The organism is Pseudomonas sp. 05N36 (genome assembly GCF_056397385.1).
Genome location: NZ_JBFTNH010000010.1, coordinates 117,840 through 132,954, shown reverse-complemented (window position 1 = coordinate 132,954; position 15,115 = coordinate 117,840). Strand labels below are relative to the sequence as shown.

The 15,115-nt window shown below is 57.8% G+C and carries 14 protein-coding genes and 2 tRNA genes; 7 read left to right on the top strand and 9 right to left on the bottom strand.

The window, feature by feature from the left end:
- Nucleotides 1-4: 4 nt before the first annotated feature.
- Nucleotides 5-1,189, bottom strand: a complete 1,185-nt coding sequence (locus AC1DIH_RS14945; RefSeq protein ID WP_427534127.1) for an acetyl-CoA C-acyltransferase family protein — start codon at nucleotides 1,187-1,189, stop codon at nucleotides 5-7.
- Between the two features lie 133 nt (nucleotides 1,190-1,322).
- Here AC1DIH_RS14945 and AC1DIH_RS14940 point away from each other — a divergent pair, with 133 nt between their 5' ends.
- The gene (locus AC1DIH_RS14940; protein WP_477772254.1) at nucleotides 1,323-2,345 is read left to right on the top strand and encodes an AraC family transcriptional regulator; all 1,023 of its coding nucleotides are present in this window, start codon (nucleotides 1,323-1,325) and stop codon (nucleotides 2,343-2,345) included.
- Nucleotides 2,346-2,527: 182 nt separating this feature from the next.
- Here AC1DIH_RS14940 and AC1DIH_RS14935 read toward each other — a convergent pair whose 3' ends face one another.
- The 6 genes from AC1DIH_RS14935 to AC1DIH_RS14910 form a co-directional block, all read right to left on the bottom strand.
- The gene (locus AC1DIH_RS14935) at nucleotides 2,528-2,941 is read right to left on the bottom strand and encodes a VOC family protein (protein ID WP_477772253.1); all 414 of its coding nucleotides are present in this window, start codon (nucleotides 2,939-2,941) and stop codon (nucleotides 2,528-2,530) included.
- A gap of 218 nt (nucleotides 2,942-3,159) precedes the next feature.
- Entirely contained in the window at nucleotides 3,160-4,623 is a 1,464-nt protein-coding gene (locus AC1DIH_RS14930) for a GDL motif peptide-associated radical SAM/SPASM maturase (protein ID WP_427537131.1), read from the bottom strand.
- Nucleotides 4,624-4,818: 195 nt separating this feature from the next.
- Nucleotides 4,819-5,400: a DUF1842 domain-containing protein gene (locus AC1DIH_RS14925; RefSeq protein WP_427532433.1), complete on the bottom strand. Its 582-nt coding sequence runs from the start codon at nucleotides 5,398-5,400 to the stop codon at nucleotides 4,819-4,821.
- A gap of 53 nt (nucleotides 5,401-5,453) precedes the next feature.
- Entirely contained in the window at nucleotides 5,454-6,086 is a 633-nt protein-coding gene (locus AC1DIH_RS14920; RefSeq protein ID WP_477772252.1) for a DUF1842 domain-containing protein, read from the bottom strand.
- Between the two features lie 40 nt (nucleotides 6,087-6,126).
- The gene (locus AC1DIH_RS14915; RefSeq protein WP_103316425.1) at nucleotides 6,127-6,315 is read right to left on the bottom strand and encodes a DUF1843 domain-containing protein; all 189 of its coding nucleotides are present in this window, start codon (nucleotides 6,313-6,315) and stop codon (nucleotides 6,127-6,129) included.
- A gap of 312 nt (nucleotides 6,316-6,627) precedes the next feature.
- A complete protein-coding gene (locus AC1DIH_RS14910; RefSeq protein ID WP_477772251.1) occupies nucleotides 6,628-8,175 on the bottom strand; it encodes an FAD-dependent oxidoreductase in 1,548 nt (515 codons plus the stop codon).
- A gap of 212 nt (nucleotides 8,176-8,387) precedes the next feature.
- Between AC1DIH_RS14910 and AC1DIH_RS14905 the strand changes: the two genes are divergently transcribed.
- From AC1DIH_RS14905 to AC1DIH_RS14890, 4 genes are all read left to right on the top strand, one after another.
- Nucleotides 8,388-8,912 (top strand): cupin domain-containing protein, encoded by a 525-nt coding sequence (locus AC1DIH_RS14905; RefSeq protein WP_477772250.1) that lies wholly within the window; start codon nucleotides 8,388-8,390, stop codon nucleotides 8,910-8,912.
- Nucleotides 8,913-9,065: 153 nt separating this feature from the next.
- A complete protein-coding gene (locus tag AC1DIH_RS14900; RefSeq protein WP_477772249.1) occupies nucleotides 9,066-10,355 on the top strand; it encodes an NAD(P)/FAD-dependent oxidoreductase in 1,290 nt (429 codons plus the stop codon).
- Nucleotides 10,356-10,380: 25 nt separating this feature from the next.
- Nucleotides 10,381-10,938 (top strand): helix-turn-helix domain-containing protein, encoded by a 558-nt coding sequence (locus AC1DIH_RS14895; RefSeq protein WP_019689871.1) that lies wholly within the window; start codon nucleotides 10,381-10,383, stop codon nucleotides 10,936-10,938.
- A gap of 23 nt (nucleotides 10,939-10,961) precedes the next feature.
- Entirely contained in the window at nucleotides 10,962-12,308 is a 1,347-nt protein-coding gene (locus AC1DIH_RS14890) for a glutamine synthetase family protein (protein WP_477772248.1), read from the top strand.
- A 62-nt stretch (nucleotides 12,309-12,370) separates the two neighbouring features.
- Here the strand turns inward: AC1DIH_RS14890 and AC1DIH_RS14885 are convergent, their stop codons facing one another.
- Nucleotides 12,371-13,045: a DUF3313 domain-containing protein gene (locus AC1DIH_RS14885; protein WP_477772247.1), complete on the bottom strand. Its 675-nt coding sequence runs from the start codon at nucleotides 13,043-13,045 to the stop codon at nucleotides 12,371-12,373.
- Between the two features lie 405 nt (nucleotides 13,046-13,450).
- On the opposite strand from AC1DIH_RS14885, the gene AC1DIH_RS14880 reads away from it, so the two are divergent.
- Nucleotides 13,451-13,524, top strand: a tRNA-Cys gene (locus AC1DIH_RS14880).
- 193 nt (nucleotides 13,525-13,717) lie between these two features.
- A tRNA-Leu gene (locus AC1DIH_RS14875) sits at nucleotides 13,718-13,804 on the top strand.
- A 442-nt stretch (nucleotides 13,805-14,246) separates the two neighbouring features.
- Here the strand turns inward: AC1DIH_RS14875 and AC1DIH_RS14870 are convergent.
- Complete coding sequence (locus tag AC1DIH_RS14870) at nucleotides 14,247-14,849, bottom strand: hypothetical protein (RefSeq protein ID WP_477772246.1); 603 nt, start codon at nucleotides 14,847-14,849, stop codon at nucleotides 14,247-14,249.
- Between the last annotated feature and the right edge of the window lie 266 nt (nucleotides 14,850-15,115).

The following is a 15,115-nucleotide window of genomic DNA, read 5'->3' as shown; positions in this document are numbered from 1 at the left end:
CCCGTCAAACCCGTTCGAACAACACGGCAATGCCTTGGCCGCCGCCAATGCACATGGTCGCCAGGGCATAACGTCCCTGAATCCGATGCAGTTCGTGGATGGCTTTGGTCGCGATGATTGCGCCGGTAGCGCCCACTGGATGGCCCAATGAGATGCCCGAACCGTTGGGGTTGACCTTCTCGGGATCGAAGCCCAGCTCTTGCGCCACGGCACAGGCCTGGGCCGCGAAGGCTTCGTTGGACTCGATGACATCAAGGTCGGCCACGGTCAGCCCGGCGCGTTTGAGCACCAGACGGGTGGCGGGAATCGGCCCCAGGCCCATCATTGAAGGCTCAACGCCGGCGTGGGCATAACCCACCAGTCGGGCCATCGGCTTGAGGCCTTGTTCCTGAACGAGTTGCCCGGTGGCCATGATCAGCGCGCCAGCGCCATCATTGAGGCCAGAGGCGTTGCCGGCGGTGACGCTGCCGTCTTTTTTGAACGCGGGTTTCATGCCGCTCAATTGCTCGAAGCTGACTTCTGCCCGTACATGCTCATCCGTGGCAAACGAAACCGTCCCTTTGCGGCTCGCCACTTCGATCGGCACGATCTGCCCGGCAAAACGCCCTTCGGCAATCGCCCGGGCGGCCCGCTGCTGGCTGAGCAGCGCCAGTTGATCCTGGGTCTGACGGGAGATGCCGTAGTGCTCGGCGATGTTTTCTGCGGTGATGCCCATGTGGAAACCGGCAAACGGGTCTTGCAGCACGCCGAGCATGTAGTCGATGCCCTGAATGTCACCCATTCGTGCACCCCAGCGCGCCTGTGGCAACAAGTAGGCACCACGGCTCATGGATTCGACACCGCCTGCCAGCACGGCAGAGGCATCCCCGAGCATCAGACTTTGCGCGGCACTGACAATCGCCTGCAGACCCGAACCGCAGAGGCGGTTGACGTTGAAGGCCGGGGTCTCTTTCGGCAGGCCGGCATTCATCGCCACGGCCCGTGAAATGTAGGCGTCGCGCGCCTCCGTCGGGATCACATGCCCCATCACCGCATGACCGATGTGCTCGGGCGCCAGGCCTGATCGTTCAATGGCTGCGCGGCACACGTCGGTTGCCAACTGGATAGGCGGCACATCCTTGAGTGAACCGCCAAAGCTGCCGATGGCAGAACGGACCGCGCTCACAACAAAAATATCGGAAGGGTTCATGTGGTTTTCCTGAAAAAGGTCTTTTTTGTTGGGCACGAGTCTAGAATCAGCAACGCCGCTGGCCTATGCCGGAACTGTTCAACGGTGATGGCGTTTTTTGCCACTTTCAGATGCCGAGGAGAGAGACGATCACATGCGGGAAACGGATTCGGTGGCGGTCTATTTCATGTATCCAATGATCCATGCCCTGCGAGAAAATCCGCAGCGTCTGCGGTCGGTGCTCGAACAGGTGGGAATCGATCCGGCACTGATGGATCAGCCTACGGCACGGGTGCCGGCCACTGCTTTTGCGGCGTTATGGCTGGTGCAGATTCGTGAGCTGAACGACGAGTTCTTTCAGCTGGACTCCCACGGCATGCCGCCAGGCAGTTTCGCCTTGATCTGTCGGGCACTGATCCAGGAACCGACGCTGGAAAAAGCCATGCGTCAGTGCCTGGCCAATTTCGGCCTGTTCCTGCGGGATTTTCGCGGCACGTTAACGGTGCGTGGCAAGCGTGCAGTCATCAGCTTGCAGACTCAGGCGCAAAACAGCGACGTCGCGCATTTCGGTGAGGAGACGTTCCTGGTGTTGATGATCAGCCTGCTGTGCTGGCTGGGCGGGCGGCGCATTCCCATCGATCGTGCAGACTTTCGTCATGAGCGGTTATCGCTCAATGATGATTCAATGCTCTGGGGCGCCAACCTGACCTTTGGCGCCGAGYGCACCGAGATCGAGTTCGACAGCCGTTATCTGCAATTGCCGGTGGTTCAGGACCTGGCTTCACTCAAGGCATTTTTGCGCAGTGCGCCGCAGTGGCTGGTGATTCGTTTCCGTAACCAGCATGGCCTGGCGTCACAGGTTCATCAGCGTTTGCGCAACAGCCATTACAGCCAATGGCCGACCCTGGAGGCGTTCGCGCTCGAACAGCATTTGAGCCCCAGCACCGTTCGCCGAAAACTGGAGCGTGAAGGCTGTTCATTTCAGGAGATCAAGGACGAAGTACGCCGCGGTGTTGCCTTTGAACAGCTGCGCCAGAGCCCATCGAGCATCACCGCGATTGCCGAGCAGATCGGTTTTCAGGAGCCCAGCGCGTTCCATCGGGCGTTCAAGAAATGGACCGGTGAGAGTCCGGGGCGTTACCGGGCGAGGTTCCAGGGTAAGCGCGTCGATGCCTGATCGGTACTTCAAAAAAACGCCATAATGCCTGTCAGTTAAGGCTCAAACCTGTGGGAGCGAGCCTGCTCGCGATAGCGGTGGGCCATTCAACATTGATGTTGAATGTTATGCCGTCATCGCGAGCAGGCTCGCTCCCACATGGATTGCGCTTAACTGACAGGCACCGGACAGAACGGAATCACTCACTGATCCGTTTCGCAGTTGACCATCCATGGCACCCCGAAACGGTCAACCAGCATGCCGAAGCGTGCGGCCCAGAACGTCGCCTCCAGCGGCATTTGAATGGTGCCCCGGTCCGCCAGTGCGCTAAAAATTCGCTCGGCTTCAGCGATGCTGGTGACATTCAGCGAAACAGAGCAACCGTTGATGCCGTGGTAGGGCCGCTCAGGTGTGGTGTCGGACCCCATGAGGACCTGGTCGCCGACCACCAGCCGGGTATGCATGATCAGGTCATGGCTACTCGCCGGAATTTGATCGCGAGCCGGCGACTCACCGAAGGTCATCATCATTTCAAGGGTGCCTTGCAGGCATTGCGCGTAGAACGTGAAGGCTGCTTTGCAATCACCGTTGAAGATCAGGTAGGGATTGATTTTCATCGTCAGCTCCAGGAACGCAGAGGGAGAGGGCACTGTTTGTTCCAGCGTGCCCGCGTGGGTAAAACCATGGGAAAGACGTTCAGCTATCGAGTAGCAGGGTGCTAATTATGGCTGACAGGTGTGGTTTTTTTAGATGATTTTGTTTGCTGCGAGGGAGCGTTATTACCGGCGGTAAAAAGATCGCAGGGGGCAACTCGCCCCCTGGTATCGAGGTCTCGCTACATCAAGTTGCTTTGCGGCAACCCCAGCAGGCCGGTCAGCGTATTGAGGATGGTTTGTTGCCGGGCGCGGTTGACCTGGTGCTCGGCTTCTGCGGCTGCGACATCGGCGGCGCAATGTGGGCAGATCACTTCGTGTGCGTGGATGTACTGCAAGCAGCCACGACACAGCGCCAGTTGCGGCGGAATACGTCCTTCGTCAGGCGATTTCTGGCCCTGGTTCGCCCAGGCCAGTTTGATCACCTGGCCGCTGTCGCTGACGCTGTTGACCTTCTCGCCGGTGTCGATGCGTTCGGTAATCAGGTCAAAACGTCCGACGGCGAAGGAGGTTTTCGCGGCATCCTCTAGTTTGACGATTCGTTCGCGCAGTCCCTTTTTCTGCAGGTCCAGTGCTCGGTAGTGACAGTAGGGGTTGTTGCCGGGTTTGCCGAGCAAGGAGTGCGAGGTCCAGGTACAGCCGCCACGGCAGACATCGTTGTAATAGCAGCTTCGGCAGTAGCCCCACAGATCCTCGACACCGCGCAGGCGGCCAAAGTGCATGCCTTCGCTGTAGTGCCAGATATCGTGCAGGCTCATGTTGCGCACGTTACCGCCGGAAAAGCCCACCGTTGCCAATGAAGGGCAGCCTTTGACGGTGCCGTCGGCTTCGAGTGCCAGCACGGTTTGCCCGGCCGCGCAGCCGCTCCAGTGCACGCGTTCGTCGCCAAAACCACGCCACATATGCTCGTAAGGGCCGTAGTAACCAATATTGTTGCCCACGTTCATCAGCAGGCCGCGATCGACCCCTTCGCGGTAGAGGCGTGCCAGCAACGGCATCACTTCAAGCAGTTGATAGGGCTGCAACAGCAACTCGGGGTGGTCGACGGCATTGCCCATGGCGACCGTCAGCTGGATCTGCCAGTGGGTGGCGCCGAGTTCGATGATCAAGTCCATCAGTTCGGGCAGATCGGGCAGGGTGGCCGCGCCGATCTGGGTATTGACGCTCACCGCAAGCCCCGACTGTTTGGCGCGTCGCAGGGTATCGATAGCCTTGTCGAACGAGCCCGGAACATTGCGCACGGCGTCATGCAATGGGGCCAGTCCATCCAGCGAAACACCGACGCCATTAAGCCCGGCGTCCACGGCGGCCTGCATTTTCGCGGGCGTCAGGTTGCGTCCACCGGTTTGTATCGCGCAATACATGCCGTGATCGTGGATCGCCTGGATCAGCTGAGTCCAGTCCTTGCGCAAATAGGCTTCACCGCCGATCAAGGTGATCTCGCGGGTGCCGAGTGCCGCGAGGGAATCGATGACATCCAGGCATTCCCGGGTGTTCAGTTCATCGGGGCGTCGATGGCCTGCGCGTGAGCCGCAATGCAGGCATTTGAGATCGCAGGCCAGGGTAATTTCCCAGACCACATGGACCGGCACGTAGCGTTTGAGGTCGGTTTCACTGAGGTAGCGGGCGGGGCGATTGTCTGACATGGGAAATCCTTGCGCACAGACACGTACGCGGCACGAATCCATCGAAGTGTTCGCGCCTTCCTTAACATCAATGGCGCGAGCGGATTTACCTTTTGTTGTTGGCCAACGGGCGCAGAACCTGTGGGAGCGGGCCCGTTTCCACAGGGATACCCAGGCGTGGCCACTTTTTAAGTGACCACGCCCGGGCATTGCCGGTTAGCGTGCTTCCAGTCGGGCGATTTCTGCTTGCAACTGCTCCAGTGCGCTGCGCAAGGCGCCGCTGTTGGCCAGTTGCTGCTCGCCCTGGCTCACCACGGATTTCAGTTGCGCCAGGTCACCGCTGGCTTGCGCTTGCTGCACGGCGACGGCGTAGAGCGGGCGCACAACATGTGACGGATGCTCCGGGTGCTGAGCCGGGGCCTGGCTGACAGCCGCGTGTCTGACTGTCGTCCAGTGGTCTTGATCGTAGTACTTGTAGTCGGCAAAGCCGCTGGCCCAATCGGCGCCTAGAATGCCGCGCAGGTCGAAGGTCTGGGCGATATTGCTGTTAGGGCCGCTCGGGCTGCCATCCAAAGTAAGGATGATGTGGTTTTCCGTATCGGCGGTCAGTTTGGCCTCGGAATACTCACCCCATACCCGGGCACGGAAGTTGAGGGGTGGATAGGTGCTTTGAAAAATGCTCGCAATACCGCTGACTTTCTTGTTGACGGTATCCACCAGCAGATCCAGGGTTAAAACCGGTGCGCCGAGTAGCGAGCTGGAAACGTTGAGGCGCGTGTGAAAAAGTCCAATTGACATGGTGCAACTCCCTTAATTGTATTCAGGACAAGCCAGGCACATTCAGTTGCCGGTCAGCGGCGTTCCAGCCGGCTGATTTCACCCTTGGCGGCCTCAAGCGCACTTTGCAGCTGTGGTTGCTGGGCCAGTTGTTGTGTGGCAAGGCTCGCCAGATTTTTCATCTGGGCCAGGTCACCGCTGGCAATGGCACTCTGAATCGGTGCGGCGTACAGCGGCATGATCGGCGGATACGGCAGGATGACCGGACCCGGCTCCAATGGCGGTAAATAGGCCTTGGAGGGCACCGACTCGACAAGATGGGCGGGCGCATTGACCTTGACCCAGCGCTGACCATTGAAGTACTCATAGTTGGCGACGCCTGATTTCCAGTCGCTACCGACCACCAGATGCAACTTGAAATTCACGATGGAGTTAGAGCTCGGACCACCTTGGTTGCCTTGAACGGTGATGAGGATTTTGCTGACGCCGGGTTTCATCACTGTCATGTAGGTGTATTCACCCCAGACATCGGAATGCACATCCAGCGGCGGGTTGGTTGCCTGAGTGATTGCGGCAGTACCGCTTACCGTTTGCTCAGGTGTAAACACCAGCAGATTGAGCGCCAGACTTTGTGCGCCTGGTTGCTGAGTACCAATTTGATAGCAGAGTGGGAATAAACCGACAGATTGCTGAGAAGAACCAGACATAATTATTGCCTCCATTGCAATAGGGGAGCGGAAACAGCAGTTAGTGCCGTTCCAGGCGTGCGACTTCCTTAGCCAACTGCTCGTACGCGCTACTGAGTTCTTTGGGTTCTGGCTTGGATGCATCGCGTTGTTTCAACAACGTTTTCATTTGCGGCAGGTTGCCTGCCTTGATCGCGCTTTGGATGGCCACCCCATAAGGGGGCATGCTATGGCCAGTTGAATTGCTCATAACGATTCCTTCCGTGGTTGTGCGAATACTGCTGTCGTCAGCAGTTTCTGCAGTTAAGCAGGGGTTGATAAATATGCAATGGGCAATGGGCTAGTACGGCTGATAAATTGTTAATATTATTTTATTAATAGCGACGCGTTAGGAAGTTGGCTGTTTGTTATCAGGATTGGCGATGAGGGGAAGTGTGCCGGGTTCTTTTCTCATAAGCAGGGTAAGTTCTTATCGCCATTGATAATGAATATGTGTGGTTGTTTAATTTACGGGTGATTAAGTACGATAGTTCCAATAAGAGCATCGTTTAATTGTGTCTGTTCAGCCTTCCTGAGCGGCGATTCGTCGAATGATCTGCAAGGCTTCTTCGCGCAGCAACGGCTGTTTCATCCGCTCGGCCAGCAACGCCATTTGCCGCGAATATTCGCAGGCGACCACCGCCTCGACCTGTTCGCCCTTGCACAGCAGGGCGATGAAGGCGTATTGCTCGGGGTTGCCTTCGAAGACGATCCGGTCCCATTGGTCGGCGTGACCGAGCATCTCGAAGGTCTTGTCGAAGTGATAGGTCCAGAAGAACGGCACATCCACATAGTGTGTATCAGCGCCCAGCATGTTTTGCGCGGCGATCCGCGCCTGCTGCTGGGCCAGGCGCCAGTGCTCGATGCGTGTGGGGAAACCTTGCAATGCAAAGGAGGCGATGTCGCCGGCGGCCCACAGGCCAGGCGCAGCGCGCATGCCTTCGTTTACCGGTAGCCCGCCGTCATCGTCCAGCTCAACACCTTCGAGCAGGTCGGTGACCGGGTTGACGCCGATGCCGATCAGCACCAGGTCGGCGGGAAGTCGTTGGCCATTCTCGAGCAGAACGGCCTCGACGTTGTCCTGGCCCTCGAACGCCTTCGGTTGGGTATTGGCATGAAAGACCACGCCGTTGTCTTCGTGCAGGGACAAAATCGCCATGCCGATGCGCTCACCGAACAGCGTACTGAACGGTGTTTCATGGTGCGCGACCACGCTGACTTCCAGGCCATGGCGGCGCAACGCCGATGCCGACTCCAGGCCGATGAAGCTGGCTCCGATGATGACCACACGGGCACCGGGCTTTGCGATGTGCAGAATGCGCTCGGCGTCCGCTCGCGAACGTAGCGCCAGGATGTTGTGCAGATGCGCACCGTCTACCGAAAGCGGCCTGGGTTCGCCGCCACTGGCCAGAAGCGCGGCGTCGTAGTCGAAGGTGCGCCCGTCACCCAGGGAAACCCTTTTGGCGGCCACATCGAGTCGGATGACCTCACCTTGAACCCGCTCGATGTGCTGTTCGTTGTAAAAGCGTTCATCCAGCAGCGGTGGGGTTTCTTCGACGGACATTTCCCCGGCAAGGACATATTTGCTCAGCACCGTGCGGTCATAGCCGGGGTCCGTTTCGCGATCGATCAACACCAGGCGCCCGGCAAAGCCGTGTTCACGCAGGGCGGCTGTTGCCGCTGTGCCCGCAGCGCCTGCACCGACGATCACGAAGCAGCGTGAATCAGGGGCAGGGGCACGAACTGCTTCGAGGGGCGCAAGGGGCTGGTCGTCCACATGTACATCGCCATCGACGATCTTGACCGGATAACGGGTCAGTCCATTCAGCGCTGGCGGTTCGCACAACCGGCCGTCCTCGACCGTGAACATCGCCTTGTGCCACGGGCAAATCAGCCGACCATTGCAGACAATGCCTTCGTCCAACGGAGCCTGTGCGTGCGGACATTCGCCCTGATAGGCGTAGACCCGTTCGCCGGCCCGCAACAGCACGATCTTCAGTGAGCCGATTTCAACGCGAGTACCGCGGTCTTCACGAAGGTCGGTAAAGCGGGCGACGTTGTGCAGGGACATGACAACTCTCCGGGGCGGGATCTTCCGTTGGCGCCGGCAGTGGCGGGGGAGTGTCAGTGAAACCGCGGCCCCGTCTGGCAGGCTCGACCCTTACAGTAAAGCAGTGAAATCGATTGCCCATCGGCACCCTCGATCGACGCTCCAAGGAACGCTTGCGCTGCGTTACACGCCATGCAAACTGTCGCGACTCCACCTGACTGATGGCCTTTAACATGACGGATAGCAAACCCGACAGACACACTCCCAGCGCCCAGGACATCGTCGCTGCACTCGACCTGGAACCCCATGTGGAAGGCGGTTATTACCGCCGGACCTTTCAGTCTGATCACCAGCCCATGGTCGAGACCGCAGGTGGTCGGCGTTATGCGATGACCTCGATCTATTACCTGCTGACGGACAAGTCTCCCGTCGGCCACTTTCATTTGAACCGATCCGACATCGTTCACTACTACCATCTGGGAGATGCGATTCAGTACTTCCTCATTTACCCGGACGGCACGTTGAAAACCGTGGAGATGGGCAATGACGTCACTGCCGGGCAGTGCCTGCAATTGCATGTGCCGGGCGGTGTCTGGAAGGCTTCGCAGCTCATGGCTGGACCGGCCGCTTACGGCCTGATCAGTGAAGCCGTTTCGCCAGGGTTTGATTTTGCGGATATGCAATTGGGCAGTCGGCGCGGGCTCAGCGAGCTGTTTCCAGAGCATTCGGCGTTGTTTGAGCGGCTGGCGCGAGAATAAAACAGTAAGACCAGCTGCTACGGACTCAAACGCAGGCTTCGCCAGCGGCTACGGGTCATCCGGTCTGCGAGGGATGAGCAGGGTGTTGCGCTTGTGAAATTTATTCTGTAGTTTTTCATGAAATTATAAAAACATAATTTCATGGGTGCCCGAATGTTTCAGCAGTCCTCGCAGCATGTCGCCAGCTATTACGCCCACAGTTGCGCTGATCGCCTGTTGAACCGAACCGTTCTGGAAGGTGAACACACTGCTGAGGTGCTGATCATCGGTGCCGGTTTCAGTGGTCTGCATACCGCCTTGCGCCTGGCCTTGGCGGGCAAGCGCGTGACGTTGCTGGAAGCCAGTCGCGTTGCCTGGGCGGCCTCGGGGCGCAATGGTGGGCAGGCGATTCTCGGCTGGTCGTGTGATATGCCGCCCCTGGAGGCTGCTCTGGGTCATGAACGCGCGCGGCGCTTGTGGGACGGCATGCGCTGGGCGGCGCAGGAGCTGCGCGAGTTGCCCGCGCGCCATGGTTTCGACTGCGATTATCGCCCTGGCCATTTGTGGACGTCGGTCATGCCGCGTCGGGTCAGTCTCCTGACCGAGTGGCAACGCGAGGCCAGCCATAAGTGGGGCCACGATGGCCTGCGATTCATAACGCGTGAGCAGTTACCGCAGTGGGTCGCCAGCGAGCGTTATCAGGCGGGGCTCTATGACCCCGAAGGCGGGCATCTGAATCCATTGAAGCTGGCACTGGGGCTGGCCGCAGCCATCGAACGTGCTGGCGGCTGCATCTTTGAGCAAAGCAAAGCGCTGAGCTATCGCGAAGAAGGCGACCAGTACCTGGTGACTACCGAGCGCGGGAGCATTCGGGCAAATGTCCTGGTGCTGGCGTGCAACGCCTATCTCGATCAACTCGATCCTGAATTGGCCAGTTGCGTGTTGCCGGTGGGCACTTATCAGGTGGCCACCGCGCCGCTGACCGCCGAGCAAGCCAGCGCGCTGCTGCCGAGTAATGTCTGCGTCACCGACAACCAGTTTGTCCTCGATTATTTCCGTCGCACACCGGATAACCGCCTGCTGTTCGGTGGCGGCTGCACCTATCTGGGCGGGATGCCCAAAGACATCGCCGCCGCGACACGGCCCTATCTGGAGCGGGTCTTCCCGCAGCTCAACGGTGTCGAACTGGAGTTTGCCTGGGGCGGGCATATCGATCTGACCCTCAAGCGCACCCCCGACATTGGCCGGCGCGGCGATCTCTACTGGCTACAGGGTTATTCCGGGCATGGCGTGCTTCCGACATTGGCAGGGGCTCGCGCTGTGTCCGATGCGATTCTCGGTCAGCCGGACGAGCTGGCGTTGTACCAGGGGTTGCGTAATGACAGCTTTCCCGGTGGTAAATACCTGGCAGCGCCATTGGAAGCCATCGGCAAGGCCTGGTACCGACTGCGCGACAGCATTTGATGAGTCATCTTCCGGAATTACTGGCATGAACAAGCAAGAAGAAATCGCCGCGCTGGCGATCCTGATCCACGATCTGCGCAAGCACAAGAAATACACCCTCAAGGAATTGGCCGACAAAATCGACCGCTCCGTGGGCTTTCTTTCGCAAGTCGAAAGGGGCTTGTCACGGCCGACCGTGGCGGACCTGACCGCGATCAGCGAAACCCTCGGCGTGCCAACCACCTATTTTTACAGCCTGCCGAAACCCAAGGTGTTGCCTTGGGTGACCCGCCCGGATGAGCGCCGTACGTTGTACTACGCCAACGGGATTACCGACATTCTGGTCTCGCCGAAGATCAGGGCCTCGTTCTCGATGCTCGAGAGCCAACTGGAGGCCGGCGCCAGCAGTGGCGAGCGGCACTTGAGCGACAGCTCGGAGCAGGGCGGCTACGTCCTGGAAGGCGCATTGACGCTGTGGTTGGGCGATGACGACGAGCCGGTCACCTTGCAGGCCGGCGACAGTTTTCAGCTCGACAGTCACACGCGCTGTCGCTACGGCAACCTCACTGACCAGCTCACGCGAGTGCTTTGGGTTTACACCTGATAACAATAAAAGGAACAACAACGATGGATGCTGCCTGCTCTGATCTGCTGGCCGAAGTGCGTGCTTTTCGCCAACGCTACCCCGAGGTGCGCTATGTCGACCTGATCTCCCTGGACATTCCCGGGCATTTCTACGGCAAGCGCTATCCGATAGAGATGCTCGAAAAAGTGGCTGCCGGCAGCGCTCTCAAGCTGCCGCAGAACTGCGTATTACTGGGCGTGCAGGGTGGTCTGTTCAAAATCGGCGACTACTGTTTTAACGACGGCGACCCGGATGCCCTGCGGCGCCTGGTGCCAGGCACGCTCAAGCCGGTGAGCTGGGAATCCAAGCCACTGGGGCAGATGCTGATCACCTCGGACGGCACCGAGAAGCCGATTGTCTTCGAGCCCCGCGAGGTCCTCGCGCAAGTGCTGGAGCGGTTGCGTGGCAAAGGTATTCATCCGGTAGTGGCGTTCGAACTGGAGTTCTATCTGTTCGATAAACAGCTGCGCGAGGGGCAGCCGCAGTTCCCCCGCGATCAGCTGTCGGACGATGCCGATGATCAACCGAACATGCACATCGAGCGGCTGTCGCGCTTTTCGCCGGTGCTCGATGAAATGGTCGAAGCGGCGAGGGCGCAAGGCATCGATACCACGGTGATCACTGCCGAACTTGGGCCGGGCCAGTTCGAGATCAATTTCGGTCACCTTGATGACGGCCTGCGCGCTGCCGACTGGGCGGCGCTGTTTTGCCGTAGCACCCGTGGCGTCGCACTCAAGCACGGTTACCGCGCCAGCTTCATGGCCAAGCCTTACTTGCAGCATCCGGGCAGCGGCATGCATGTGCATGTCAGCCTCTATGATGCCGAGGGTAAAAACCTGCTGGCCGCCAACCAGCAGCAAGCACTGCGGCATGCAGTGGCCGGCTGCCTGGAACTGCTGCCGCATTGCATGCCGATCTTCGCGCCGAACCAGAACGCCTTCCGGCGTTTGGGCGGTACGGTGAACGCGGCGACACGTGCCAGCTGGGGTTTCGAGGATCGCGATGCGTGCGTGCGGATTCCCGATTCGGATTCGAAAAATCTGCGTATCGAGCATCGCCTGGCGGGCGCGGATGCCAACCCTTATCTGGTGCTGGCAGCAATCCTGGTGGGGTTGGAGCAGGGGCTGGAAGCCGGTCGCGAGCCGATCGCAGCGCTCAATGAAGACCGCAACAGCGGGATCGATTTCCCGCTGGAAATGCTCGAAGCCGTGCGCGCCATGCAGCATCAGCCACAGCTGCGCGAGGGTTTGGGGGCGGAGTTTGTTGACGTGTACTGCGAGAACAAGCGCCAGGACCACCTGGCTTTCATGCAGGAGATCAGCGCGCGCGAGTACCGTTGGTATCTGTAACAACCGCCGACTCAGCCCCGTGAACTGAGTCGGCGTTTTACCCCCCGTTGTTATCGAAGGAATTATCGAAGGAATGCCTGCATGTCGCTGGTCAGTTTCTTCAGTGCCGCCTTGAAATCGTTGGCAGTCACCTGCTGGCTTGTATTTTTCAACTGTTCACCGAAGACCTTGCGAGCGACTTTAGCCACGGTTTGGCCGTTGCTCGCATCGATCATTTCGGCTTCGATGAACAACTCGGTGTCTTGGTCGCGGTGACCGGTGGCCGCCTGAGTCGCACCTATCGCGGCCGCAACCGGAACCACTTCATACCATTTCATGCCTTCGTTAGAAGCCGTGACCCCGGTAATCGCGGCGCGTACGATCAGGACGCGAGAACCGGCAGGGGCCGACTGAACGTTTGGCACCACACGGTACTTCTGGCTCAGTGTGCTCTTGGCACTGTCCGTCATGTAGGTTTGCAACTGATCCAGCGTCTGGCGGTTGACTCGCTCATTGGGCTTGGGGGCCGGGTACAGTTCCAGTTGCTTGAAGGCCACCGTGTTGTAAGCGTTCGGGTTCCAGGAAGGCGTCACCCAACGCATGGCTTTCTCGCCACTGGGCGTGGTGACTTCTTGCAGGTTGCTGTAGTTGGAAAGAAACCCCGAGTATTGTTCCTTCTGTGTCACTTTTGAGGTGCAACCGCCGAGCATCAGGCCGGTCAAGGCAACACCGATAAGCAAGTTTCTGGATAGGTCCATATTTTTACTCCATGGGTTGAAACGTTTTATTCAGGTCGCCTTAGGGGGGAGGCCGGCATCATCCGTATCGATTTCGCACCTCACTCAACCACAGCCCGCCAGAAACCTGGATCCCTGGCGAATCAGCGTAGGTACGAATGGCGAAATATCCAGTAGTGATGCTCGTGGACACATTGCCCTGTGACATCGTCTGCCTGGTTGCGGAATGCACTCGGTAGGGTGCTACAGAATTTTTTTCTTCCTGTCCTTGACATGCCCGGCGAACACGTCCAGAATTGCGTCCATTCCTGATTCAGGAACGATAAAAACCCTTTAGATATCAAAGGGTTGGAAACAGATAGCAATCCAGTTTCCCTCTCCAGTTTTTATGCGTTTGATGTTGTTTTTAAGGCATCGGACGTTTGGGGCCGAGTAGCAAAATGGTTATGCAGCGGATTGCAAATCCGCCTACGCCGGTTCGATTCCGACCTCGGCCTCCACTATAAATAGCTCCGTAGATCACTGATTTACGGAGCTTTTTTATTTGCAGTAGACGACAAGATTTTGTCTTGAATTTGACGTTAGTGAACTTGCTTAGCGGGGAAGGGGTGTATATATTTCTTCCCCTGCTGCACCGCACCAAAAAGGATTGATCGTTAATTCGATCGTTCTTGAACGCTTCACCGCGCTACCGCCCGAATGGCGAAACTGGTAGACGCATGGGACTTAAAATCCCCCGCTCGTAAGGGCGTGCCGGTTCGATTCCGGCTTCGGGCACCATATTTATCAAGGGTTTGCGAGCGAAAGCTAAGCAAACCCTTGTTCGTTTCTGGTCCGCAATTTTAGCGTTGCTCCGCAACTCACTTGGTAGGCGAGACTTTCTCGCCTTTTCGGTTGCGGATGTACCGGCCTTTGCGCGCAAATCGCGTTTTTGGGGCTGGACCAGTAGAGGTCGGTCGTCGAGTGCGTGGGGCATATGCGTTCCTCGCCCTCCTTTCACCGGCAGGCTGCCGATATACGCCGTCGAGCAAGGGCGTGAGATCGAAGAACCAACGCGTTGCACCGAGTCAGACGACGGATACCTCTCAATCAGGCGATACCCGGTCTTCGAGTGCGTCCACCGCCGTATGCGCCAGGTCGGACGCAGTTTTCCGATTAATTGGTGAAACGTGGACTACTCATAGTTGAATAATGTCTATTGTCAGGTAGTACGAGATGGGGACTACCAACGTATGATAAAACTATCATCTCCTTTATAGAGACCATCTGGGCCTGTTGCTGGAGCTCCACCAAAACCGATCACTCGTCCTGCGGTGCTAGAGCGACACGCAAGAAGAAAAAATGAATCGTAAGTTGTGTGAAAGGTTCCACCTGCAGGGTGCGGTGAGGCAATAAGCTGCTCAAGTCGAATATAGTCAGTACCTATCGTAAGATCAGTTAGGTACATTAAGTCGCAAACGCCATGTACATCAAGAGCGTCAAGTGCATCATCGATACGGGGTGCTTGTGCAAACAAATAAGGGTAAATGTAGAGCTGAGGAGCTGGTGAGGTGAAGCTCGCAGCGCTTCCGATGAAGGTCTCAGTGTATATTTGCAGGTTCTCTATGTTGTCTGGAGAGGTAAACTCTGGGTTGAATAACGCGTAATTAAAGGGGATGGTAAACGCATAGTTTTTGGGTGGGAGTGATGGCGGTGGTTCTAAATATACTGGGTTCTGCATTCCATGAGTGTATAAGAGTAAGGTGCGAGAAACTGCTGGCGCTGGCCAGAACTCGAGTGTTGCGGTAATTGCTGGAGTAATAACGACGTTTATTGTTTGTCTCATGGTTTTTCCTCCGTGAAAATAAGAGCGCAGGTATTCTTATGTGCTGGATGGATTTTTCTATAGCTACTTGCAAGGATGGAGTACAAAACAAGCCAAATCTATTCGTGCTGATCAACACTGAATATCGTGAGCGATGATGCAAGCGTAGTCTAAAAATGAGCGGGATGAGGGCTCTATCGAGAGCAAATGGTGCCGCGCGGGTGGTATACGGTCAGCAGGACACCGGGGTAAGGAGCCGAGCCGCACGGGTGAAGGGCGTGGGAATA

What these genes read in the sequence shown, in the direction of transcription:
- AC1DIH_RS14945 (WP_427534127.1), bottom strand. Translation starts at nt 1,189, where the DNA reads ATGAACCCTTCCGATATTTTTGTTGTGAGCGCGGTCCGTTCTGCCATC.
- AC1DIH_RS14935 (WP_477772253.1), bottom strand. Translation starts at nt 2,941, where the DNA reads ATGAAAATCAATCCCTACCTGATCTTCAACGGTGATTGCAAAGCAGCC.
- AC1DIH_RS14930 (WP_427537131.1), bottom strand. Translation starts at nt 4,623, where the DNA reads ATGTCAGACAATCGCCCCGCCCGCTACCTCAGTGAAACCGACCTCAAA.
- AC1DIH_RS14925 (WP_427532433.1), bottom strand. Translation starts at nt 5,400, where the DNA reads ATGTCAATTGGACTTTTTCACACGCGCCTCAACGTTTCCAGCTCGCTA.
- AC1DIH_RS14920 (WP_477772252.1), bottom strand. Translation starts at nt 6,086, where the DNA reads ATGTCTGGTTCTTCTCAGCAATCTGTCGGTTTATTCCCACTCTGCTAT.
- AC1DIH_RS14915 (WP_103316425.1), bottom strand. Translation starts at nt 6,315, where the DNA reads ATGAGCAATTCAACTGGCCATAGCATGCCCCCTTATGGGGTGGCCATC.
- AC1DIH_RS14910 (WP_477772251.1), bottom strand. Translation starts at nt 8,175, where the DNA reads ATGTCCCTGCACAACGTCGCCCGCTTTACCGACCTTCGTGAAGACCGC.
- AC1DIH_RS14905 (WP_477772250.1), top strand. Translation starts at nt 8,388, where the DNA reads ATGACGGATAGCAAACCCGACAGACACACTCCCAGCGCCCAGGACATC.
- AC1DIH_RS14900 (WP_477772249.1), top strand. Translation starts at nt 9,066, where the DNA reads ATGTTTCAGCAGTCCTCGCAGCATGTCGCCAGCTATTACGCCCACAGT.
- AC1DIH_RS14895 (WP_019689871.1), top strand. Translation starts at nt 10,381, where the DNA reads ATGAACAAGCAAGAAGAAATCGCCGCGCTGGCGATCCTGATCCACGAT.
- AC1DIH_RS14890 (WP_477772248.1), top strand. Translation starts at nt 10,962, where the DNA reads ATGGATGCTGCCTGCTCTGATCTGCTGGCCGAAGTGCGTGCTTTTCGC.
- AC1DIH_RS14885 (WP_477772247.1), bottom strand. Translation starts at nt 13,045, where the DNA reads ATGGACCTATCCAGAAACTTGCTTATCGGTGTTGCCTTGACCGGCCTG.
- AC1DIH_RS14870 (WP_477772246.1), bottom strand. Translation starts at nt 14,849, where the DNA reads ATGAGACAAACAATAAACGTCGTTATTACTCCAGCAATTACCGCAACA.